The organism is Nocardioides sp. B129/18 (assembly GCF_055282735.1).
This window is the reverse complement of record NZ_JBUZJI010000007.1, coordinates 101345-122698: the sequence shown is the minus strand read 5'-3', so window position 1 is coordinate 122698 and position 21354 is coordinate 101345. Positions and strand designations below refer to the sequence as shown.

Sequence of the window (21354 nt, the reverse complement as noted above, 5' to 3'; positions counted from 1 at the left end):
CGGGTCGACGCCGTGGGACGCATCCGCCTCAGTCGCCCTTGACGTTGACGATCTGGCGCAGCGTGTGGTCGATCGTCACCAGGTCCTCGGCGTCGCGCATGACGACGTCGATGTCCTTGTAGGCGTCGGGGTGCTCGTCGAGGAAGGCGTCCGAGCGCCCCCAGGCGACGCCGGTCATCCGCGCGTCGAGATCCTCGCGGGTGAACAGCCGCCGCGCGGCGGCCCGCGAGTGGCTCCGGCCGGCCCCGTGCGGGGCCGAGCGCAGCGCGACCGGGTGCCCCCGACCGGTGACGACGTAGGACGCGGCCCCCATCGACCCCGGGATCAGGCCCCGGACGCCCTCGGCGGCGTCGATGGCGCCCTTGCGGGAGAGCCACACGTCCTGGCCGAAGTGCCGCTCGCGCACGGTGTAGTTGTGGTGGCAGTCGATCTCCTCGAGCCGCTCGACCGCATCGGCCCACTCCCCCACGCACTCGACGACGCGCTGCATCATCTCCGCCCGGTTGAGCAGGGCGAAGCGCTGCGCCCACATCAGCGCCTCGAGGTAGGCGGTGAACTCCCGGTCGCCCTCGACGAGGTAGGCCAGGTCGGGGTCGGGCAGCGGGATCCAGCGCCGCTCGCACAGCCGCTGCGCGACCTTGATGTGCGTGGTGGCCAGCCGGTTGCCGACACCCCGGGAGCCGGAGTGCAGGAACAGCCAGACGCGGTCCTCCTCGTCGAGGCTGACCTCGATGAAGTGGTTGCCCGAGCCGAGCGAGCCCAGCTGCAGCCGCCAGCCCGGCGCGATCCGCTCGGCCTGGTCCGCGCCGGCCATCGCCTCGAGCTCCTCGATGCGCGCCTGCGTGGACGCCGAGCGGACGGCGTCGTTGTAGCCGCCGGCCGAGAGCGGCACGGCCGCGCTGATCGCCGCGTGCAGGGCCGACCGGTCCTCGGGCAGGTCGCCGGCGACGAGCTGGGTGCGCACGGCCGTCATCCCGCAGCCGATGTCGACGCCGACCGCCGCCGGGATGATCGCGCCCCGGGTCGGGATGACGCTGCCGACCGTGGCGCCCTTGCCCAGGTGGGCGTCGGGCATGAGCGCGACGTGCGGGAAGACGAACGGCATGCGGCTGGTGCGCACGGCCTGCGCGCGGGTCTGGTCCTCGAGGATCGACGCCCAGCTGATGAGGCGCTGATCGAGGTGCTCCACTGATCTCTCCTTCTCTGATGGTCGTGGTGATGCGGGGCATGGGCGGGCTTGGGCGGCATGGCTGGACGCCGGGACGACGCAGCGGATCCCAGGAGGATCGGGACGTCGCCGCGTCCGGCGCAGCACGTGCGAGGACCGTCGGGACGACGGTCGCGGGGGGCGCGGAGGCCCTCAGCCGAGCGGCTGCAGGCCCTGGAGGACGCGCACGCACGAGCAGCGCGACGACGGGCGATGGCCCTCTCGTCGCTGCCTCTGCTCGGCGTTCATCACGGCGTCCTTCGTCCTGCGTCGGTGCGCGGCTCCCTGCCGCGCGGAACCAGGGTGACGGAGGCAGGCGGACGGCGGCAACGCGTTTTCACCGGCCCTGCTAACGTGCCATTGTCGATTGACTCGATCGTCTTTGTCGCCTGTCTCGGAAGGACGCACCATGACGACGCCGCTCCCCTCCTCCCGCCGCTCCCTGCTCGTCGGCGCCGCCGGCACCGCGGGCCTCACGCTCGGCGCCGCCACCCCGGCCCACGCCGCCCACGGCTCGCGGGACCGCTCGTCGGCCCCCGACGCACCCGCCGGGCTGGCCGTCGGCTGGCACCTGCTCACCGAGAGCGCGGTGGCCGCGGCGGCCTTCCCCGAGCCGATCACCCAGAGCCGCACCTGGGCGGTGGCCTGGCTCGCAGCGGCCCGGGCGACCAGGGGACGCCGCGGACCGGCCGCGTCGGCGGCCTTCGTCCAGGCGCTCCACGACACGCTGGTGCGGCTCGTGCCCGCGCAGCAGGCCGCCCTCGACGCCGCTCTCACCAGCTCGCTGGCCTCGATCCCCGCCGGGAGCGCCCGCGCCGCCGGCATCGTCGCCGGCTCGCAGGCGGCCGCCGACGTCCTGGCCGAGCGGGCCGACGACGGCACCGACACCGCATCGGTCAACACGCCGTTCACCCCGCCCGCGCCCGCGCCCGGCGTGTGGCAGCTGACGCCGCCGGCCACGCGGCCGGCGGTGCGCGCCGGACAGGCGAAGGCGCGTCCGTTCCTCCTCCGCAGCAGCGACCAGCTCGACCCCGGCCCGCCGCCGGAGCTGGACTCCCCCACCTACCTGCGCGACCTCGCCGAGAGCGCGCGCCTCGGGCGGGTCGACGGGCCGCGCACCGCCGAGCAGACGGCCGTCGCGCACTTCTGGTATCCCGGCATCACCGGGTTCTCCGCGCAGATCACCCGGCAGGTGCTCATCGGCAGCCCCCGCGCGTCGCTGGCCGAGCTGGCGCGCGTCGTCGCCGTCCTGCACGTCACCAGCGTCGACGCCCAGATCCAGCTGGCCGCCACCAAGTACCGCTACCTCTTCTGGCGTCCGTTCACCGCGATCACGACGGGCCCGACGCGGCAGGACCCGTCCTGGACCTCGCTCGAGGTCGCGCCGCAGCACCCGGAGTACCCCAGCGGCCACACGCTGCAGGGCGGGGCGCAGCAGGTCGTGCTCGACGCCCTCGTCGGGCGGCGCGCGCCGTCCACCGTCGCGCTCAGCAGCACCAACCTGCCCGGCCAGGCACGGCTCTACGACGACTGGGCCACGATCACCCGCGAGATCGTCGACGCTCGCGTCTGGGAGGGCGTGCACTTCCGTCACTCCGACGAGGTCGGCGCGCGGCTCGGCGCGCAGGTGGCTCGCTTCGGCCTCGCGCACCTCTCCGAGATCGGCCTCTGAGCCGCCCGCAACACACCTGTCACACGAGGTCGTCGCAGACGAAACATCGGCTCGCTTCACTGAGATCGACCCGCCGACGATCGGCGGGGCGCCCCTAGGGTTCCGCCTCCGAGAGATCGGAGGGCCTGGTCCGAGAGGGGAGGCGGAGCGGCACGCTCCGTTCCACGGCGGGACAAAAGCCCGGGAGGCCACCAGGCCCCGGCATGCCGTGCGCACTCCGGGCCGATCACTCGGAGGCAGCCATGACCTCAGCAGATCAGATCGCCGCCAGCGACCTCGGGACCTTCGGCTATCGCCAGCAGCTCTCCCGACGCGTGGGCACCTACGCGTCCTTCGCGGCGGGCTTCTCGTTCGTCTCGATCCTCACCACCGTCTTCCAGCTCTTCGGCCTCGGCTACGGCTTCGGCGGGACGGCCTTCTTCTGGACCTGGCCGACGGTCCTCGTCGGCCAGCTGGCCGTGGCGCTGTGCTTCGCCGAGCTCGCGGCGCGCTATCCGCTCTCGGGCGCGATCTACCAGTGGGCCCGCCGGCTCGGCGGCTCGGTGCTCGGCTGGGCGGCCGGCTGGACGATGATCCTCGCGCAGACGATCACCGTCGCGGCCGCGGCGATCGCCCTGCAGGTCGTGCTCCCCTCGGTGTGGAGCGGCTTCCAGGTGATCGGCACCGACACCGCCCTCGCCTCGCGCGACGGCGCCGCCAACGCCGTGCTCCTCGGCTGTCTGCTGCTGGTGGCCACCACCACCCTCAACGCCGTCTCGGTGCGGATCACCGCGATCGTCAACTCCGTCGGCGTCACCTGCGAGCTGGTCGGCGTCGTCCTGCTCACCATCCTGCTGCTCGGCCACGCCGAGCGCGGACCGTCGGTGGTGCTGCACACCACGAACCTCGACGCGAGCACCGGATACGTCGTGCCGCTGCTCATCTCCGCCCTCATGGCCGCCTACGTGCTGGTCGGCTTCGACAGCGCCGGCGAGCTGGCCGAGGAGACCCACAAGCCGCGCGCCACCACGCCGCGCACCATCATCCGCGCGGTCCTCGCCTCCGGTCTCGGCGGCGCGTTCCTCATCGTGGCCGCCCTCATGGCCGCGCCGAGCCTGGGCGCCGACGACCTCGGCGTCGGAGGCCTCCCCTCCGTCATCACCAGCCAGCTCGGCACCACCGTCGGCCGGCTGCTGCTCCTCGACGTCGCCTTCGCGGTGTGCGTGTGCACCCTGGCGATCCAGACCGCCGCGGCGCGCATGGTGTTCTCGATGTCGCGCGACGACGTCCTGCCGTTCTCGCGTCACCTGCGCCGGGTCTCCCCGCGCACGAGCACCCCGGTGCTGGCCACCGTCGTCCCCGGCGTCGGCGCCGCGATCTGCCTGCTGGTCAACGTCGGCAACGCGGGCCTCTTCCTGGGCCTGGCCAGCGTCTGCATCATGCTGCTCTACATCGCCTACCTGATGGTGACGGCGCCGCTGCTGGTGCGCCGGCTGCGCGGCGAGGCCCTGCCCGACGGCGTGGACGAGAACGGCCGGCCGCTGTTCTCCCTGGGTCGCCTGGGCCTGCCGATCAACCTGCTCGCCGTGGTCTACGGCGTCGCCATGACGGTGAACCTCGCGCTGCCGCGGGCCGCGGTCTACGACCCGGCCGACGAGGGCTGGGTCCTGCACTACCTGCCGCTGCTGACCCTGGCGCTCACCGCGATCGGCGGCGCGATCGCCTACGCCGTGCAGCGCCGGGCCTACCACGCCGCGATCGGCCAGCCGCTCCCGACGCGGGCGCCCGTCCTCGGCGCGACGGTCGCGGAGGAGGGCGCATGAGCGCGACGACTCCCGCCTATCAGCACGACCTGCCCGGCGACGCCGCCTGGTCGACCGTCGTGCGCGCCGGCCATCTGATCACGCTCACCGCCCTCGGACCCGACGCGAACGCGTCCCTGCTGCTCTTCGGCACCGACCGGCTCGACCGGATGAACGTGCCCGACACGATGAAGGCGCAGATGTCGGCGTGCGTGCGCGCGCCCATGACGCTGATGTCCGACCGCGGCCTCGCGCTGGCCACGGTGGTCTCCTCCACCCTCGACTGGCACGACTGCCTCACCGGTCTCGGCCAGGACGTCCACCTCGAGCGGTTCGCCCCCACCAGCTACCAGGCCGACCGCAACGCGTGGCGTCGCTCGGGCCGCTCCGAGGTGCTGCTGGAGCTGTTCAAGCACGGCCTCGGCGAGGCCGACCTGCACGGCTGCGTCAACCTGTTCACCCGCGTCGGCATCGGCGAGGACCCCCGTGCGTCGCTGGCCTGGACGCCCGGCCACAGCCGCGAGGGCGACGCAGTCGTCCTGCGCACGGAGGTCGACGTCCTCCTGGTGCTGAGCACCGCCCAGCACCCGCTGGCCACCTACGACCACGCGGTGCCCGGCGTGCGCGTCGCGGTCTCCCCCGCGGCGCCCGTGACGCCCGACGACCCGAGCGTGCTCTTCCGCGCGGAGACCGCCCGCTCCCTGGAGATGAGCCGGAGGACCCTCGCATGACCGCGACGATGAACGACGTGCGGATCGACCTCGAGGTCGGCTCCGGCGACGGCGCGCTCCTGGAGCTGCCGGCGGGCGCGACGCTGCGCATCGTCGACCTCCACGGCAACCAGGCCGTCGACACCCTGCTCTACGACGCCCACGACGTCGACAACCGCTACTCCGCCTTCGACACGGTGCGCGAGCAGGGGGCGGTCTACCTGACCACGGGCTCCCGGCTGCTCTCGACGCGGCTCGACGAGCTGGCCGTCATCACCGACGACGCCTGCGGGCGTCACGACACCCTCGGCGGCGCCTGCGCGCAGGAGTCGAACGTGATCCGCTACGGCGAGCACACGCGTCACCAGCACGCCTGCCGTCAGACGTTCCTGCGCTACGGAGCGCCCGCCGGCATCGGGCAGCGCCAGCTCGGCCACAACATCAACTTCTTCATGAACGTGCCCGTGACGCCCGAGGGCGGGCTGCAGTTCGCCGACGGGCTCTCGGCGCCGGGCAAGCACGTCGAGCTGACCGCCTCGCGCGACCTGCTGGTGCTCATCAGCAACTGCCCGCAGCTCAACAACCCGTGCAACGGCTGGGATCCCACCCCGGTGCGGCTGATCGGTCGGTGGGCGTGATGGCGAAGGTGACCTTCCATCGCGCCGGGATGCAGACCACCGTCCAGGACGGCCGCAGCCGCGTCGGGCACTGGGACGTCGGGGTGCCGCCGTCAGGCGCCTTCGACGACCTCGGCTTCGCGCTGGTCTCGATCGCCGTGGGCAACGCGCCGTCCGCGGCCGGTCTGGAGTGCGTCGTCACCGGGCCCGTGCTCAGCCTCGACCAGGACCGCCTGGTCTGCGTGGGCGGCGCCGCGGCCCACGCCACGATCGACGGCCACCCGCTGCCGCGCGGCGAGGTCCACTGGCTGCGCGCCGGCGCGGTGCTCGACGTCGGACCGCTCGAGGGGCCCGGCATGCGCGGCTACGTCGCGATCGCCGGCGGGCTCGACGTGCCGCGCGTGCTCGGCAGCCGTGCGACGTTCCTCCTCGGCGGCTTCGGCGGCCACGAGGGACGCGCCCTCGTCGACGACGACGTGCTGCCGCTCGGGCCGCTGCACAACCAGGGGGCGCCTCGCGTGGTCCGCCTGCCCGAGCTCGGTCACGAGTGGACGCTGCGGGTGATCCCGGGCCCGCACGGCGCACCGGACCACCTCACCGAGGCCGGCGTCGAGGAGCTGCTCACGACCACCTGGACCGTCGACCACCGCGCCGACCGCACCGGCGTCCGGCTGCTGGGTCCCATCCCGGCGTGGTCGCGCAGCGACGGCGGCGAGGCCGGCCTGCACCCCTCCAACCTCCACGACTCCGCCTACCCCGTCGGCGGGATCATGCTCTCGGGCGACACCCCGGTGATCGTCGGCGTCGACGGCCCCTCGCTGGGCGGCTTCGTCGTCGCGGCCGTGACGATCGAGGCCGACCGCTGGATGCTCGGGCAGCTGCGTCCCGGCGACGCCGTCCGTCTGCAGCCGGTGACGCCACAGGCGGCGGTCGCCGCCCAGCGGGCCCGCGACTCCCTGCTCGAGCACCCCTCCGAGCCGGAGCCGGTCGCCCGCATCGTGACCGCGCCGGTCGGCACCAGCCGTCCCGCGGCCCTCGCGAGCCGTGAGGCCTCCGGGCACCACCCGGCGTTCACGATCCGCGCCTCGGGCGACCGGCACCTGCTGGTCGAGGCCGGGCCGATGGAGTTCGACCTGACGGTGCGGGTGTGGATCCACCTGCTCGCCGGCGCCCTGCGCGCCCAGCGGCCCGAGGGCGTCGTCGAGATCGTCGAGGGCGTGCGCTCCCTGCTGGTCGCCGTCGACCAGCAGCGGCTCCCGCTGCAGCGCCTGGCCGACCTGCTCGACGCGCTGGCCGACGAGGTCGAGGATCCCGCCACCGCGGTGCTGCCGGCCCGCACCGTCACGCTGCCGATCGCCTTCGACCACCCGGCCGCCCACGAGGCCATGCGCCGCTACGACACCGTGCGGCCCGACGCGCCGTGGAGCCCGGACAACGTCGAGTTCATCCGCCGCATGAACGACCTCGACGCCCGCGACGAGGTCTTCGACGTCGTCACCGCGGCCACCTACCTGGTGGTCGGGCTCGGCGACGTCTACCTCGGCGCGCCCGTGGCGGTGCCGATCGACCCGCGGCATCGGCTGGTCACCACGAAGTACAACCCCGCCCGCACCTGGACGCCGCAGAACGCCGTCGGCATCGGCGGCATCTACCTGTGCGTCTACGGCATGGAGGGCCCCGGCGGCTACCAGCTCGTCGGCCGGACGGTGCCGGTGTGGCGGCTCTCCGAGCGCGACCCGCAGCCGTGGCTGCTGCGGCAGTTCGACCGGCTCCGGTTCACCCCGGTCTCGGCCGAGGAGCTCGCCGACGCGCGGGCCGACGTCACGGCCGGACGATCCGACCTGCACGCCACGCCGGCCACCTTCTCGGTGCAGGAGGTGCGGGCGCTCGAGGCCGCGCACGCCGCAGAGATCGGCACTTTGCGCGCACGCCGGCACGCGGCGTTCGTCGCCGAGCGGGAGCGGTGGGGCGCATGAGCACCTGGATCCGACGCCTCGAGCCGGCGCCCGCGGTGCCCGGCCCGCTCCACGGGCTGCGGCTGGCAGTGAAGGACAACATCGACGTCGCGGGAGTGCCCACCACGGCCGCCGACCCCCGCCGCACCGAGCCCGCCGCGGCCCACGCGCCGGCGGTCGCCCGGCTCGTGGAGGCCGGCGCGGTGGTCGTCGGCAAGACCAACCTCGACCAGTACGCCACCGGCCTGGTCGGCACCCGCTCGCCCTACGGCGCCCCGCACGCCGTCGACTCCACGCTCCACGTCAGCGGCGGCTCGAGCTCGGGCAGCGCCGTCGCCGTGGCCGGCGGTGAGGCCGACATCGCGCTCGGCACCGACACCGCCGGCAGCGGCCGGGTGCCCGCGGCGTTCAACGGCATCGTCGGCATCAAGCCCAGCCGCGGCCTGGTCTCCACCCGCGGCGTGGTGCCGGCCTGCCGCTCGCTGGACTGCGTCACGGTCTTCGCCCGCGACGTCGCCACCGCCCGCCGCGCCTACGACGTCATGGTCGGCTTCGACGCCGCCGACCCCCATGCCCGACGCCTGGAGCAGCGGCGCGTCCCGGCGACGCCGCGCCTCGGCGTCCCGGCGACGGCGCTCGAGCTCGACGGCGAGCACGCCGACGCCTGGGCGGCCGCGCTCGAGCACGCGGCGAGCATCGGCACCCTGGTGCCGATCGACCTCGAGCCGTTCCTCGAGGCCGCCCGACTGCTCTACACCGGCGCCTGGCTGGCCGAGCGCTGGCTGGCCTTCGGCGAGGCCCTCGACGACGATCCCGCCGTCGACCCCACCGTGCGCGCCATCGTCCGCGGCGGCGCCACGATCACCGCCGACCGCGCCTTCGCCGACCTCACCCGGCTCGCCGAGCTCGCCCGTCGCACCGAGCCGGCCTGGGCGAGCATCGACGCGCTGCTGCTGCCCGTCACCCCGACCCACCCGACCCTGGCCGAGGTGGCGGCCGACCCGATCGGGGTCAACACCCGGCTCGGCTCGTTCACCAACATGACCAACCTGCTGGACCTCTGCGCGATCGCGGTGCCCGGTCCGCGACGCCTCGACGGCCTCCCGTTCGGCGTCCAGCTCCTGGCGCCGGCGGGCGGCGACGACGTCGTGGCGACCCTCGGGGCGCGCTGGGGCGGCGAGGCGGATCCGGTGTCGGCGCCGGCCGACGAGCTGCTCGTGGCCGTCGCGGGCGCGCACCTCAGCGGGCAGCCCCTCAACGCGGACCTCCGGGCGCGGGGCGGACGGCTGGTGCGCACCACCCGCACCGCGGCGGACTACCGGATGTTCCTCGTCGACGGCCCGCTCCCGCGCCCGGGGCTGACCCGGGTGCCGGGCGGCGTCGATCAGGGGCCCGGCCACAACGCCCCGGGCGTCGAGGTGGAGGTGTGGGCGCTGCCCGCCGCGGCGCTCGGCGGCTTCGCGGCGACGATCGCCCCGCCGCTGGCCCTCGGCCCGCTCGACCTGGCCGACGGCGAGCAGGTGCTGGGCTTCGTCTGCACCGCCGACGCCGCCCGTCCCGAGCGCGACCTCACCGTCCACGGCGGCTGGAGGGCCTACCTCGAGACCTGTTGACGCAATCCATATGGGGCCGCACGGGGCACTTACCAGATCCTGAACGACGATGTGATCTTCGGAATATCGGCGCCGCTCCCGACGGGAGCACCGTGGACGGACGGACCCGGAGCATCCGGGTCCGCGCCGTCCCCGTCCGTGCGACCTCGTCGCACACCCGTCCCAGGAGAGCAGCCCATGTGGAGCGCAGCGCAACGCCGACGACTGACCGAGACGCCCTACGCCGACGCCCTCGAGCGTCACGCCGGCGCCGGCATCGCGAACTTCCACGCCCTGCCGATCGGCTCGCTGGCCCACGCCCCGGATCCTGAGACCTCCGAGCACGCCGAGCAGGCCCGGCGGCTCTTCTCCTCCCGCATGCTGGCCACCCAGGTGACGCTGGGCTCCCCCGAGCTCGACTCCTTCTTCCGCGCCCACCGCTCGCTGGCGCGCTCGCGTCGCCTCACCGCCGAGGCCTTCGGCGCCGACGACACCCACTACGTCACCACCGGCACCACCGGCGCGAACCAGATCGCCCTGGAGGCGCTGCAGGTGCACGGGGCCCGGGTGCTGGTCGACCGCTCGATGCACCAGTCGGTGCACTTCGCCCTCGACCGCCTCGGAGCGGAGGTGCACTACGCGCCGACCTGCCCCGAGGACGCCGAGCACGGCGTCATCACCGCGCTGCGGCGCGCCCGCGAGGAGGGCACCGCCTACGACGTCGTCGTCATCGGCGTCTCGGCCTACGACGGCGCGCTGGTGCAGATGCGCCGCTTCCTCGCCGCGCTCCACGAGCTGACGGCCACCACCGGCTGCAAGGTGCTCGTCGACGAGGCCAGGACGGCCATCCACGCCTTCCACCCGATGCTGCGACGCAACGCAGCCGTCCCCTGCATCCGTGAGGCGATGGAGGACCATCCGGACTGGCCGGCGTCGTTCCTCGTCACCCAGTCGACCCACAAGTCGATGCTCGCGCTGCGGCAGGGCTCCTACGTCCACGTGCTTGGGCCGAAGGCGCTGCGCGAGCACGTCGACGCCGCGGTCTACCGGGTGCACACCACCAGCCCGTCGCTGCCGATCGTCGCGAGCCTCGACATCGCCCGCGCCCACGCCGTCGCCGAGGGCGAGGCGCTCGTCGACCGCTCGCTGCGGCTGGCCGAGCGGATCCGCGAGATCGCCCGCACCACCCCGGGCCTGGCCGTCCACCAGCCCGTCGCGACGCTCGGCGGCGCCTACGCGCTCGACCCGATGAAGGTGCACGTCGACCTCGGCTCCCCCGAGCGCGCGCACGTCGCCCGGCGCGAGCTCTTCGACGAGTACGGGATCTTCGTCTCCCGGCAGGACGGCCCGACGCTGCTGTTCACGGTGCACGTGGGCGTCACGCCCGAGCAGGTCGACGTGCTCGCCGAGGCGATCGCGGCCGTGTGCGGCACCGAGGAGCCTGCCGTCGGCGAGGTCCAGGAGGGGCGCTACGTCATCGCCTACCCGCCGGGCATCCCGCTGCAGGTGCCGGGCGAGCACCTCACCGCCCCGCCTCAGCGGCGGGCCGGCGAGGAGCTCTACACGACCTTCTAGGTGCTCGCGCAGGCGTTCGCGCAGGAATTCACGCGCAGGCGACGTCGGGCGCCGTGACCGGCGTCGGCAGCGCCGCGGGCACGGCCTCGGCGACGCTCCAGTCGACGTGCGCGCCGCGGACGCGCCAGAGCACGTCGAGGCGGGCGCCGTGCTCGCAGCGCGTGACGACGGCCTCCCGGGCCCGGGTGGCGACGCTGCCGTCGTCCGGCGCGCGCTCGACCTCGCCCTCGGCGACGACCGCGCCGTCGAGGAGCGCGCGGGCGACGCCGGCGGAGAGGTCGAGCTCGAGTCCGACGCGCGTCGCCGGCACCCAGGTGCGCAGGGGCTCGACGCAGCGGCAGCTCATCGAGGCCCACGTGCCCGCGCCGGCGACGTCGACGTCGGGGTGCACCATCGCGAGCAGCGCCGCCGCCTGACGGGCGATGTCGCCGCGTCCGGTGGCGTCGCACTCCTGACGGCGCGCCCCGAGCCACGACCACAGGGCCAGCGCCGACGGCGCGCGCCCGAGGCGACGGGAGCGCTCGAGGTGCACCGCGAGGTCCGGCGCAGCACGGCGGTGGTGCGGGAGGTGACGCGCTCGGCCTCCTCGTCGACGACCGGCGGCGTCGGCAGCGCGATCGAGAGGGTCACCAGGCCGTCGGCGGGCCAGATCGGGGTGTCGCCCTGCGCGCGCGGCGCAGACGGGCGACGACGGGAGGCGCGCAGGGCTCGGGAGCGGTGGGAGTCGGGAGCGGGGGGCCGAGACATCAGGGAGTCCTTTCGTGGACGACTGCCCCCTCATCGGCCACCGAACGAACGATCGGAGTGGTTCTGGGCAAAGGCCTGCGGATCCGGCGCCGAGGCGCTACTCCCCCACCATCACGAACGGCGAGCGACTGGCCCCCAGCGTCACCACGAGCGCGCACACGAGCATCGCGAGCGCGATCGAGGCCAGCACCACGAGCTGGAACCGCGCCGCCTCCACCGGCCCGGCGCCTCCGAAGAGCGCACCCACGAAGGCACCCGGCAGCGTCACCAGACCGGTGGCCCGGGTCTGGTCGAGGTTCGGCAGCAGCGCCTCGCGCACCGCCTGCCGGGCGATCTCGTCATGCGCCTGGCTCGGAGTGGCCCCGAGCGCGAACCAGCCCTCGATCTCGTCGCGCCGCAGCGTCGCCTGCCGGGCGAACTGGCGTCCGGCCAGGGTGGCGGCGGTCATCGCACCGCCGATGACGATGCCGGCCACCGCCACCACGTGCTGGCCGTCGGACCCCGTGCTCCCCAGCCCCAGTCCGAGCACCGGGACGAGGGCCGCTGCCGCCCCGGCCACCACCCCGAGCGCGGCGAGACGCCGCCCGCCCGGCAGCGCGCGGATCCGTCCGCCCGCCGTCCACGACGCCGTGCTCATCATCAGCACCACGAAGGCCAGCACCGCCGCCGGCGCCGACAGGGCACCCCGCAGGAGCAGCGCCACCGCCCCCAGCTGCACCGCCGCCCGCACCAGCGCGATCAGCGGCGACCACCCCAGCCCCACCCGGAACCAGCGGGCGAGCAGCACGGTGGCCACGGAGAGCACCAGCATCTCCGCCGCGAACGTCACGAGGTCCCGCACGCTGGCGATTCTCTCCGACCTCACCTCCGGCGCACTCGGCGGTCGGGCCCTGATCCTTGTAGCGGGGGCAGGATTTGAACCTGCGACCTCTGGACGAGATCGGGCCACCTGCGACAGCTACGGAGTCAGGACGGTTGCTACGGGATTCCCTTGTTTTGAGCGGGAAACCGGATTGCTTCCAGTCACAGGATACCCGTCAGATACGGATCCGGAGCAGCTCAATCTGGACCCAAAGTGGACCCTGGTCGATTCCGGGCACGCGGTTAACCGCCACTCGCCACCTCAGCCCAGGGCGAGGTAGCCGCCGATGAGTCGGCGCAGCCGGGACAGCACTTGCGCGCGGTGAACCTCGCCACCACTGCAGGACGGCTGCGCCCTGGACAAGTCCGAGCACCTCTCCATCGGCTTCAGCGAACGGACCTGGCGTTTCGTCGTCAACGCACTTGCACCAGCAGACGCCAAGCCCGTCCCCTGCATCCCGGTCAACCCATACACCGGCTCCGGGAAGTACCTGGGCCTGCTCTGAGGCAGCGCAGATGGTTTCCTAGGGCCCATGGAACTGGTCGCGAGCAATCCGGGCGACTATCTCGGTGCGGATGACATCGTCAATCACGAAGATCCGTCCATTCGCAACCTGGCCCAGCAGCTACGCGCTGCTCATCCTCGCGACGTCGACTTCGCGAGGGCGGCATTCGAGTATGTACGCGACGAGGTCACCCACTCGTGGGACGCCCAGGACCCTCGCGTGACCCTGCGCGCTTCGGATGCTCTCGAACAGGGCACCGGCCTCTGCTACGCCAAGGCGCACCTGCTGGCGGCACTACTGCGGGCCGAAGGCATCCCCACCGGGCTTTGCTACCAGCTGTTGACCGACGACGAGACGACCTTCATGCTCCACGGTCTCGTCGCCATCCACCTGGAAGGCTCATGGCATCGCCAAGATCCCCGAGGGAACAAGGCCGGCGTTGACGCACAGTTCAGTCTCGACACCGAACAGCTCGCTTGGCCGGTGCGGGCCGAGCTCGGAGAGCGGGACTATCCCGACGTTTTCCGCCATGCCAGTCCCGGCGTGGTCTCAGCCTTGACGCAAGCCACTGACCTGCCTGCGCTCTACCTGCACGGCCTTCCCTCAGAACTCTGAGCGTTCGGAGTACCCGCGCCGCCCGATTTCTTACGTGAGCGGTCAGCCTTCCGCCGAACCGCGCAACCCCACCGCGAGAGCGCGAACGAGGTCAGCGGTGCCGGCTCGGCCCACTTCCTGATGGGCCAGGACGCGGAACAGGATGAAGCCGATGATGGCGTCGACAGCGGCGCGGCGCTCCTCGAAGGTCGCCGTCAGATCAGGAGCTGAGCCGAGGCGAGCCATCGCCTGCTCCTGAAGGGGCCCGCTGAACTTGTCGTGCAAACGGCGCGAGATCTCCTCGTTCTCGGTCGCCGCAGCGGTGAGCATCCTCATGGTCGATGCGCCACGGGGTGACCCCATCGCCACGGCCAGTTCGCCGGCCCACTCGCCGAGGTCGGCAAGAGCGTCTCCGGTGTCGTTCGGCGACGTAGGTACGAGGTCATCACGATCGAGCAGTGCATCGGCCGCCAGGGCCGCGCGGTTCGGCCACCACCGGTAGATCGTCTGCTTGCCGACTCCGGCACGGGCGGCAACGCCCTCGATGCTGAACTGGTCGAGCCCGTTCTCGTGAAGCAGTTCGTTGGCAGCGCGCAGGATGGCCAGTCGGGCGCGCTCGCTGCGCCGCCGCGGTCGGTCGTCATCGGAAGCGGGCGCAGGTGCTGAGGCTGGGGTGCTCACAGGGAAGACCCTACCTTCCACGAGACGAGACGGACCGTCTCGTTTGGTGCTACTCTCTGCGCATGACGCCTGACGTTTTCGCTCCCGCGACGCTCGGACCTGTGCAACTTCGTAACCGCACCATCAAGGCTGCGACCTTCGAGGGCCGCACCCCCGAGGGCCTCGTGACCGACGAGCTGATCGACTACCACCTCGCTCCGGCCCAAGGCGGCGTCGGACTGACGACCGTGGCGTACTTGGCGGTGGCACCCGAAGGCAGGACTCACCGGGAGGTCATCGTCGTCAACGACCAGGCCGCCCCTGGACTGGCGCGACTGACCGAGGCGATTCATGAGACCGGAGCCAAGATCGCGGGCCAGCTCGGCCACGCCGGTCCGGTCGCGAACGGCCGTTCCAACGGGGTGCACGCTCTTGCTGCCTCCCGGATGCCCTCGCCGATGAGCATGCAGATGATCCGGTCCTGCTCGGATGCGGACATCACTCGGATCACGAAGGACTACGCCCGCACCGCACGGATCATGGCCGACTCTGGTTTCGACGTCCTCGAGATCCACATGGCCCACAGCTACCTGCTCTCATCCTTCCTCGCCAAGGGCCAGAACCGACGCAAAGACTCTTGGAACGGGTCGCTGGAAAACCGGTCCCGGTTTGCCCGCCAGGTAGCCCGTGCGGTCCGCGAGGAGGTCGGTGACAAGGTGGCTGTCACCGCGAAGATCGGGATGACCGACGGCTCCCCGGTCGGGTTCTCGATGCCCGAAAGCGTCGAGTTCGCCCAGATGCTCGAGGCCGACAACACCCTGGACGCACTCGAACTGAGCGCCGGAAGCTCCCTGCTGAATCCGATGTACCTCTTCCGCGGCAACGTGCCCCTCAACGAGTTCGCGGAGACGATGCCACCAGCCCTGAGGGTGGGCTTGAAGTCCCCGGTCGGCAAGCGGTTCTTCAAGTCGTACCCGTTCGAGGAAGCGTTCCTCCGCGACAAGGCCCTGGCGTTCCGTGAAGCCGTCTCGATGCCGCTGATCATGCTCGGCGGCATCAACGACAAAGCAACCATGGACCGCGCCATGGCCGAAGGTTTCGAGTTCGTCGCCCTCGGACGCGCACTGCTGCGCGAACCCGACCTGATCAACCGGATGCAAGCCGGCGAGACCACCCGCGGTTCCTGCAACCACTGCAACCTGTGCATGACCAAGGCCGCCGCCACCTCCGACAAGATCGGCGACACCCGGACCCGTTGCGTCGAGGCCCTCCAGATCAGCTGAACCGCCCCGCTCCCTGCGACGCGCCACTCCGACGAGCGGCCGCCGCACCCACCCCGGAACGAACTGAAGAGGAACCCCTTATGCGTACCTTGCAAGACCGTGTCGCTGTCATCACGGGGGCGGGCAGCGGTATCGGCCGCGAGCTTGCCCTCGAACTCGCCCGACGCGGAGCCACGATCGCCGCGGTCGATGTCCGCCCCGAGGGCATCGAGGAGACCGCTCGACTCGTACGGGCCATCGGACCCAGCGTCTCGACCCACGTGGCCGACGTCGCGGAGGCCGAGCGGATGCAGGCACTTCCCGGCGAGGTCCTTGACGCGCATGGGGCCTGTCACATCCTGATCAACAACGCCGGCGTGACCTCAGCCGGCGCGTTCGAGAAGGAAACCCTCGCGGACCTCCACTGGATCGTCGACATCAACGTATGGGGTGTGCTCCACGGGTGCCACGCGTTCCTGCCTGTACTGCGAGAACAGGACGAGGCGCACATCGTGAACGTCTCCAGCATGGTCGGCCTGATGGGCCTGCCCCACAATGCCATCTACGCACTTACCAAGGGCGCGGTCCGCTCCTTTTCCGAAGCCCTCCGCGCAGAACTCGTCGCCACCAACATTGGCCTCACCACCGTCTTCCCGGGCGCCCATAGAACCGGCATCACCGAGGGCGCCCGCGGAAGCCAGCGAGCCAAGCTCGCCGACATGGGCCGTTCACGGTTCGCCTCCCTCGGAATGCGGTCACCGACCATGCTCGCCCGCCGCGTCGTGGACGCGATCGAGAAGGACCGTGCTCGGGTCATCGCCGGCCCGGACGCGCACGCCCTCGACCTATGGGCACGCCTCGCCCCAGGCCGCATCGGCCCCCTCGGCCACCTGACCGGTCGCGTCGAAGGGTAGGTCGCGGACCGACCTCCCGGGTAGCCCGATCAGAGGTTGCCCAGGTCGAGACGGCGGGCCTCGGCGGCAGCACGTTCGGAGGCGCGGGCGCGGGTGTAGCGGACCAGCATGTCGCTGCGGGTCCATCCAGCGATGGCCATCAGGCCGGATTCCGAGCCGCCGGCCGCGAGCCATCGGTGGGCAGCGGTATGCCGGAGCCGGTGGGGCCGGAAGCCTTGTACTCCGGCGCGCGCGGCGCGACGGCGTAGAGCCCGGCTGAGTCCTTCGCGGCCGAACTGCTGGCCGCGGTTGCCGAGCCACAGGTCGGGGCTAGCGGCCAGCGGGTGCTGCTCGCGGTGGTCGAGGTACGCGAGTAGCGCCTCGGTGGTGGCCTGGCCGACGGGGATGACTCGGCCGCGTCCGCCCTTGCCGCGACGGATCGTGATCAGCCGTCCGGTCAGGTCGAGGTCGTCGAGTCGTAGGTCGACGAGCTCTCCGGACCGGATGGCGGTCTCGAACATGAGCCGGATGATGGCCTCGTCGCGGCGGTCGTTGAGCGCGTGCTCAGGTCGGGACTTCCAGGTGGTGGGGTTGTCTGGGACGGCGCAGGTGGCGATGAGCGCTCGGAGCTCGGCGTCAGTGAGCGGCTCGACCAGCGGCGGCTCGTAACGCGGCGCCTTGACGCCGGGGAACGGGTCGGCGGCGATCTCGCCGCCGGCGGTGAGCCAGGACGCGAAGCGGCGTACGGCGAGTTGGCGGATGCGGGCAGTGCCGGGCGAGGATCCGGCATCGAGCAGTCCGGCGATCCAGAAGTTGAGCGCAGCTCGGCTCATCGGGAGGAGGTCAGCCTCGGCGCACCAGCGCAGGTACCGGGTGGCGCCGTCGGAGTAGGTGAAGATCGTGCCCAGGCTCTTGTTCTCGGCACGTAGGGCGGTCTGCCAGTCGGCGATCCGGTCGAGGGCGTGGGCGGCGGTCATCGTCATGAGGTGGGTCATGTCGGACCGGCATAGCCACCCGCCGTCCGGGCCCGCTCCCCGGTCGGTTCCGGAGGGCGTCGCGGTGTAGGTCACCCGCGGGTGCACTTCGACCGCCCCCGGTCAGGTTGTCCGGGAAACCCGGCCCTAAGTGGACACATGATCAAGTCCCACAAACCTTTCAGGCGCGGAACCCGTGGGTTCCGCGCCTGAAATTCGTAGCGGGGGCAGGATTTGAACCTGCGACCTCTGGGCGCCGTCAGGGGCGTCGCGACTACTGCGGTCCTGAGTCGGAAGCTACCGATTCGCACGGTGTAGTGAGGGAATCGCCCTCGCTTCCAATCTCAGGATACCCGCCGAGTGCCGAGTGGCACGGTCTCAAAGTGGACCATAAGCGGTACCAGATCGAATCCGCGCAGCCCGCGGCTCGATTGCCGGTGTCTCACTGGCCATGGGCTCAGACATCTTCCGCGTTCGAGAGGTCACCCGCCTCGACCGACAAACGGCCTCACAGGACGCCATCGTCGACAGCCGTGAGGCATGCGCATGGGTTGTGAGGACATCGTGGATGTCCCGTACCACCACACTCGCCCGGATCCACCTGGAGCTCGCGTTGGCGCAACTCGCACAGCGCCCCGTAATGCGCCGCCCACATGCCTAACTTGTCCACGACATCAAGGTTGCGGTCAGGCAAGCCGTGGCTGAACTGAGCATCTGCACCCGCAGCGGAGACTTTTCACCGTCCCGGCGTGAGCCTGGAATGGACAGCAAACTGCACGACACGCGATGGATCAGTCGAACCGGAAGCCGAAGATGCCGCCCGTGTCGTACTCATCGGTCAGACGCGGTTCGATGATGCAGTCAGCGACGCTCGACTCGTGACGCTCCGCCTTGTCGAGGTCGTCCGAGTTCATTGTCACGATGTACTGCAGACCTTCCTCCGAGCAGACCTGGCGAGCGAGCGACAGCGCTTTCGCAACCTGACGCTCGTCCACACCGTCGAACAGGTGGCTGTCGTGCACCAAGAAGTCGGGGCCCCGCCCACCTCGGCGGGCGATCACTGCAGCCATCAGATCGAAGCAGAACGTGACCATCTTGCCGACACCTTGGCTGTCCTCACCACCGATGTGCGGATTGATCCGCAGGCTGGTTTCGAGCGCGGTGATTTCTACCCACGCGTCCCGCCCGGCCCCGTACAAGGTTGATGCAAACCTCTGGAACAGGGCGTTGATCTCGGTGACCGTGTTGTCGCGCTCGCTGAGGTCCCTGCTGATGGCCTGTTGAAGTTTTCCACGCTCAAGCTTGATTTCTGACTGCGTCGCCTCCAACTGCACCGCTGTGTCCAGCCGTGATTGCAGTGTGCCGAGGTCGGCCTGCGCTGCCGACAACTGCTGTTGAAGAGCGGTGAACGCGGCGAGGGCGCCTCCCTGCTGGAGTGTTCGGAGCAGGGCTGCGTGTCGCTCGCCCAGCCCGTCACGCTCGCGCTGACGCTCATCGAGGCGACTACGAGTCGCCTCAAGCTCGTCCTGCAGATAGGCACGCCGGTTCGCGATGACGGAGTCGTGGAAGACACGGACGTCGTCGTACGCGCGCAGGACAGCGCCCGGAAGCTCAATGCCGAGCTCCTGATAGATCCGCTCCACGTAACTGACGTCCGGCTCATCCTCATCGCGGATCGCGGCCTCCAAGTCGAGCATGTTGCGACGATCGGCGGCGTCTGCACTTCGCAAAGTCCGAATGCGTTCGTCGACCGCGTCCGCCTCTGCCTGTAGGCGCTCATACTCCGGCACGACTCGGAACGCCGCGACCTGCTCTTGGAGAGACCGGACCCGGGCGTTCGCCGCAGTCACTTGTCCCCTCAGCTCGGAGACGGCTCCGACAACGAGCTTGAACCCGGGGTCCTTGATGGCCTCGCGGAGCTTCTTGCGCACAGCCTCTCTTGCGGCCAGCGATTGGTAGCCAGCCGCCAAGCGCCAGTCGAGTCCGAGAAGATAGGCGACATTCGACGACGCTTCGGTGACTGACTGACGGGGGAAGGTTTGAACCGGGTCATCGAAGCCATGCTGGGATACGCGGCGCGCATAGAACGACAGAAGCCCGCGAACGCTCACGCCTTCGTGCTCTTCGGGGAGCCCGAACAACGAGGTTCCCAAGGCGGAGAGCCACTCTGCAACAGGCACGTCGCGAGCGAACGTCGGCAACGTGTCTACTCCGCCAGTGACGTCCGGCGTCACCGCCACTTTCGATCGCGACCGGGGCTTGAGCGACCTCGATGCGGAAACGGGGTCTTCGAGTCCCGGCCAATCGAGCACTAGCGTGAAGACATCCTCACGCAGAGCACGGTTGGCCATCACTGAGCCTGTCAGCCGTCGCATGCCGAGCACGTAGTGCAAGATCTCAACCAGGGACGACTTCCCGGCACTGTTCCGGCTGTCCGTCGTCGCCGAGGTAGCAGTCTTGTCCGCGACCAGGATGTTTAGTCCAGGGCCAAGTGCGACGGTTTTGAAGCGATCGTCGCTCGATCGCACCTCTCTCAGCATTACGCGACTCTCCGAACGATCAGTCCGGCTTCAAGCCGCACAACCCCAAGGGCGTACAGCGTGTCCAGCGCCAGTACGAACCAGGAGAATGAAACCGCGGCGTGATGGCCGTTCGAGGCACGCCATTGCCCGAGCCGCGACCATGCTTGGCTGACCGTCATCGGCTCATCCAGAAGCTGCGCGATCTGTGCGCCCACGCTAAGCAGCGCGCGCTGAGGCGCGATCCCCTTAGTCGGCGTAATCACGACGCAACCTCCGTGGGCGGAACCCAGCCTGCCGGTGGGTTTTCGAAGATGTCACAGCGTTGGAAGAAGTAGGCGAGCACCGCGGTCTGGGCCCTGTAGAGCGGGCCGGACTGGAGCCGCGACCCAGCAAGGAACTCCCGCAAGCGAAACAGCGTGTCTTCTGGCTCCGCGTTGTCAGCAACCGCGTCGCGGTACTCCCGATTGAATCGAGCTGCAACTTCGTCGCGCTCCGTCACGTCGATCCGACGTGCGTAGTAGTCATCGATCATCGACGAGTGCCTCATCGCGTCGCGCAGCTCCGCTTGGCTGTCGGGCGTGAGCGCGCTGAATCGGAGCTTGTTGATCGAGACAGCCTCAACCGGAGCACCAGGGTCGAGCGGGATGCCCGCCACCGACAACTCGGCGAGCAGTTCCTCCATCTCGGTGAGCCCTACCGTGACCGTGTGCTGAAGGGGGAGCTCGCTGCCGAGAAGCTCCTCCACTTGATCGCGAGTCAGGCGCCCGATGATGTCCCGAATGTGCCGAGCCCCGATCACCTCGAACTGAATGCCGCCGTTTGCTTTCCGGGCGCCGGCCAACGCTGCCGACACTTCCGGATGGGTTCCCCGGGTGTCGTTGTGCACGAAAACGAAGGTGTCGAACTGGCCGGAACGCTTCGAGAGAGCCCCGGCGAGATCGCTATTGAACTTGCTCAGCGTCTTCGAGGCGTCGGGCGTCTCAGGCGCGTAGCAGGCGAACAGACGGCGACCGTTGAGGCTCAGACCGTCGCTCGCAAGGTCGCCGATGTTGCCGTGGGTCCGTACATCAACAAAGTCGGGGTCAGCGCATGTCATCAGGTCGTGGAAGAAGCCCTGGAACGCTTCGCCCGTCAAGGCGTGCAACTTCGTCCACAAAAGCGGGCGCATCGACAACCGCTCGTAGAAGTCCACGCATCCCTCCTCGACCTTGGCTGCTGCGCTCAGG

General features: G+C 70.9%; 18 protein-coding genes and 1 riboswitch. Of the genes, 10 read left to right on the top strand and 8 right to left on the bottom strand.

Going from position 1 to position 21354, the window contains the following annotated elements; all coding sequences use genetic code 11:
• Window positions 1-28: 28 nt before the first annotated feature.
• Entirely contained in the window at window positions 29-1189 is a 1161-nt protein-coding gene (locus ACZDWJ_RS07455) for an RtcB family protein (RefSeq protein ID WP_463520299.1), read from the bottom strand.
• A gap of 427 nt (window positions 1190-1616) precedes the next feature.
• Between ACZDWJ_RS07455 and ACZDWJ_RS07450 the strand changes: the two genes are divergently transcribed.
• The 7 genes from ACZDWJ_RS07450 to ACZDWJ_RS07420 all read left to right on the top strand — a co-directional run bounded on the left by ACZDWJ_RS07450 (window position 1617) and on the right by ACZDWJ_RS07420 (window position 11109).
• Window positions 1617-2879, top strand: a complete 1263-nt coding sequence (locus ACZDWJ_RS07450) for a vanadium-dependent haloperoxidase (RefSeq protein WP_463520298.1) — start codon at window positions 1617-1619, stop codon at window positions 2877-2879.
• A gap of 83 nt (window positions 2880-2962) precedes the next feature.
• Window positions 2963-3068, top strand: a riboswitch (guanidine-I (ykkC/yxkD leader).
• 53 nt (window positions 3069-3121) lie between these two features.
• Complete coding sequence (locus tag ACZDWJ_RS07445; protein WP_463520297.1) at window positions 3122-4681, top strand: amino acid permease; 1560 nt, start codon at window positions 3122-3124, stop codon at window positions 4679-4681.
• The gene (locus tag ACZDWJ_RS07440; RefSeq protein WP_463520296.1) at window positions 4678-5391 is read left to right on the top strand and encodes a DUF1989 domain-containing protein; all 714 of its coding nucleotides are present in this window, start codon (window positions 4678-4680) and stop codon (window positions 5389-5391) included. Before ACZDWJ_RS07445 ends, ACZDWJ_RS07440 begins: the two co-directional genes overlap by 4 nt.
• Window positions 5388-6008 (top strand): urea amidolyase associated protein UAAP2, encoded by a 621-nt coding sequence (locus tag ACZDWJ_RS07435; RefSeq protein ID WP_463520295.1) that lies wholly within the window; start codon window positions 5388-5390, stop codon window positions 6006-6008. Before ACZDWJ_RS07440 ends, ACZDWJ_RS07435 begins: the two co-directional genes overlap by 4 nt.
• Window positions 6008-7963, top strand: coding sequence for a 5-oxoprolinase/urea amidolyase family protein (locus tag ACZDWJ_RS07430; RefSeq protein WP_463520294.1), 1956 nt, complete (start codon window positions 6008-6010; stop codon window positions 7961-7963). Before ACZDWJ_RS07435 ends, ACZDWJ_RS07430 begins: the two co-directional genes overlap by 1 nt.
• Window positions 7960-9555, top strand: coding sequence for an allophanate hydrolase (gene atzF / locus ACZDWJ_RS07425; protein ID WP_463520293.1), 1596 nt, complete (start codon window positions 7960-7962; stop codon window positions 9553-9555). Before ACZDWJ_RS07430 ends, atzF begins: the two co-directional genes overlap by 4 nt.
• A 177-nt stretch (window positions 9556-9732) precedes the next feature.
• On the top strand, window positions 9733-11109 hold the full coding sequence (locus ACZDWJ_RS07420) for an aminotransferase class I/II-fold pyridoxal phosphate-dependent enzyme (RefSeq protein ID WP_463520292.1): 1377 nt from the start codon (window positions 9733-9735) through the stop codon (window positions 11107-11109).
• Between the two features lie 28 nt (window positions 11110-11137).
• On the opposite strand, the gene ACZDWJ_RS07415 is transcribed toward ACZDWJ_RS07420, so the two are convergent.
• Both ACZDWJ_RS07415 and ACZDWJ_RS07410 read right to left on the bottom strand, forming a co-directional pair.
• Window positions 11138-11641 (bottom strand): hypothetical protein, encoded by a 504-nt coding sequence (locus ACZDWJ_RS07415; protein ID WP_463520291.1) that lies wholly within the window; start codon window positions 11639-11641, stop codon window positions 11138-11140.
• 312 nt (window positions 11642-11953) lie between these two features.
• Complete coding sequence (locus ACZDWJ_RS07410; RefSeq protein WP_463520290.1) at window positions 11954-12697, bottom strand: ABC transporter permease; 744 nt, start codon at window positions 12695-12697, stop codon at window positions 11954-11956.
• Window positions 12698-13250: 553 nt separating this feature from the next.
• Between ACZDWJ_RS07410 and ACZDWJ_RS07405 the strand changes: the two genes are divergently transcribed.
• Window positions 13251-13838, top strand: coding sequence for a transglutaminase-like domain-containing protein (locus tag ACZDWJ_RS07405; RefSeq protein WP_463520289.1), 588 nt, complete (start codon window positions 13251-13253; stop codon window positions 13836-13838).
• A gap of 42 nt (window positions 13839-13880) precedes the next feature.
• Here ACZDWJ_RS07405 and ACZDWJ_RS07400 read toward each other — a convergent pair whose 3' ends face one another.
• On the bottom strand, window positions 13881-14498 hold the full coding sequence (locus tag ACZDWJ_RS07400; RefSeq protein ID WP_463520288.1) for a TetR/AcrR family transcriptional regulator: 618 nt from the start codon (window positions 14496-14498) through the stop codon (window positions 13881-13883).
• Between the two features lie 62 nt (window positions 14499-14560).
• Between ACZDWJ_RS07400 and ACZDWJ_RS07395 the strand changes: the two genes are divergently transcribed.
• Together ACZDWJ_RS07395 and ACZDWJ_RS07390 are read left to right on the top strand one after the other, a co-directional pair.
• A complete protein-coding gene (locus ACZDWJ_RS07395; RefSeq protein ID WP_463520287.1) occupies window positions 14561-15760 on the top strand; it encodes an NADH:flavin oxidoreductase in 1200 nt (399 codons plus the stop codon).
• An 80-nt stretch (window positions 15761-15840) separates the two neighbouring features.
• Window positions 15841-16653 carry an SDR family NAD(P)-dependent oxidoreductase gene (locus ACZDWJ_RS07390; protein ID WP_463520286.1) on the top strand — a complete coding sequence of 271 codons (813 nt, stop codon included), beginning with the start codon at window positions 15841-15843 and terminating at the stop codon, window positions 16651-16653.
• Between the two features lie 29 nt (window positions 16654-16682).
• On the opposite strand, the gene ACZDWJ_RS07385 is transcribed toward ACZDWJ_RS07390, so the two are convergent.
• The 4 genes from ACZDWJ_RS07385 to ACZDWJ_RS07370 form a co-directional block, all read right to left on the bottom strand.
• On the bottom strand, window positions 16683-17627 hold the full coding sequence (locus ACZDWJ_RS07385) for a tyrosine-type recombinase/integrase (RefSeq protein WP_463520285.1): 945 nt from the start codon (window positions 17625-17627) through the stop codon (window positions 16683-16685).
• Between the two features lie 770 nt (window positions 17628-18397).
• Window positions 18398-20146: an ABC-three component system protein gene (locus ACZDWJ_RS07380; protein ID WP_463520284.1), complete on the bottom strand. Its 1749-nt coding sequence runs from the start codon at window positions 20144-20146 to the stop codon at window positions 18398-18400.
• Window positions 20146-20391 carry an ABC-three component system middle component 6 gene (locus tag ACZDWJ_RS07375; protein WP_463520283.1) on the bottom strand — a complete coding sequence of 82 codons (246 nt, stop codon included), beginning with the start codon at window positions 20389-20391 and terminating at the stop codon, window positions 20146-20148. Before ACZDWJ_RS07375 ends, ACZDWJ_RS07380 begins: the two co-directional genes overlap by 1 nt.
• A complete protein-coding gene (locus tag ACZDWJ_RS07370) occupies window positions 20388-21320 on the bottom strand; it encodes an ABC-three component system protein (RefSeq protein ID WP_463520282.1) in 933 nt (310 codons plus the stop codon). Before ACZDWJ_RS07370 ends, ACZDWJ_RS07375 begins: the two co-directional genes overlap by 4 nt.
• Window positions 21321-21354: the final 34 nt, after the last annotated feature.

Excerpts from the sequence above, each read along its gene's own strand:
- ACZDWJ_RS07450 (WP_463520298.1), top strand. The coding sequence starts at position 1,617 with ATGACGACGCCGCTCCCCTCCTCCCGCCGCTCCCTGCTCGTCGGCGCC.
- ACZDWJ_RS07445 (WP_463520297.1), top strand. The coding sequence starts at position 3,122 with ATGACCTCAGCAGATCAGATCGCCGCCAGCGACCTCGGGACCTTCGGC.
- ACZDWJ_RS07440 (WP_463520296.1), top strand. The coding sequence starts at position 4,678 with ATGAGCGCGACGACTCCCGCCTATCAGCACGACCTGCCCGGCGACGCC.
- ACZDWJ_RS07435 (WP_463520295.1), top strand. The coding sequence starts at position 5,388 with ATGACCGCGACGATGAACGACGTGCGGATCGACCTCGAGGTCGGCTCC.
- ACZDWJ_RS07430 (WP_463520294.1), top strand. The coding sequence starts at position 6,008 with ATGGCGAAGGTGACCTTCCATCGCGCCGGGATGCAGACCACCGTCCAG.
- atzF (WP_463520293.1), top strand. The coding sequence starts at position 7,960 with ATGAGCACCTGGATCCGACGCCTCGAGCCGGCGCCCGCGGTGCCCGGC.
- ACZDWJ_RS07420 (WP_463520292.1), top strand. The coding sequence starts at position 9,733 with ATGTGGAGCGCAGCGCAACGCCGACGACTGACCGAGACGCCCTACGCC.
- ACZDWJ_RS07405 (WP_463520289.1), top strand. The coding sequence starts at position 13,251 with ATGGAACTGGTCGCGAGCAATCCGGGCGACTATCTCGGTGCGGATGAC.
- ACZDWJ_RS07395 (WP_463520287.1), top strand. The coding sequence starts at position 14,561 with ATGACGCCTGACGTTTTCGCTCCCGCGACGCTCGGACCTGTGCAACTT.
- ACZDWJ_RS07390 (WP_463520286.1), top strand. The coding sequence starts at position 15,841 with ATGCGTACCTTGCAAGACCGTGTCGCTGTCATCACGGGGGCGGGCAGC.
- ACZDWJ_RS07385 (WP_463520285.1), bottom strand. The coding sequence starts at position 17,627 with ATGACCCACCTCATGACGATGACCGCCGCCCACGCCCTCGACCGGATC.
- ACZDWJ_RS07380 (WP_463520284.1), bottom strand. The coding sequence starts at position 20,146 with ATGCTGAGAGAGGTGCGATCGAGCGACGATCGCTTCAAAACCGTCGCA.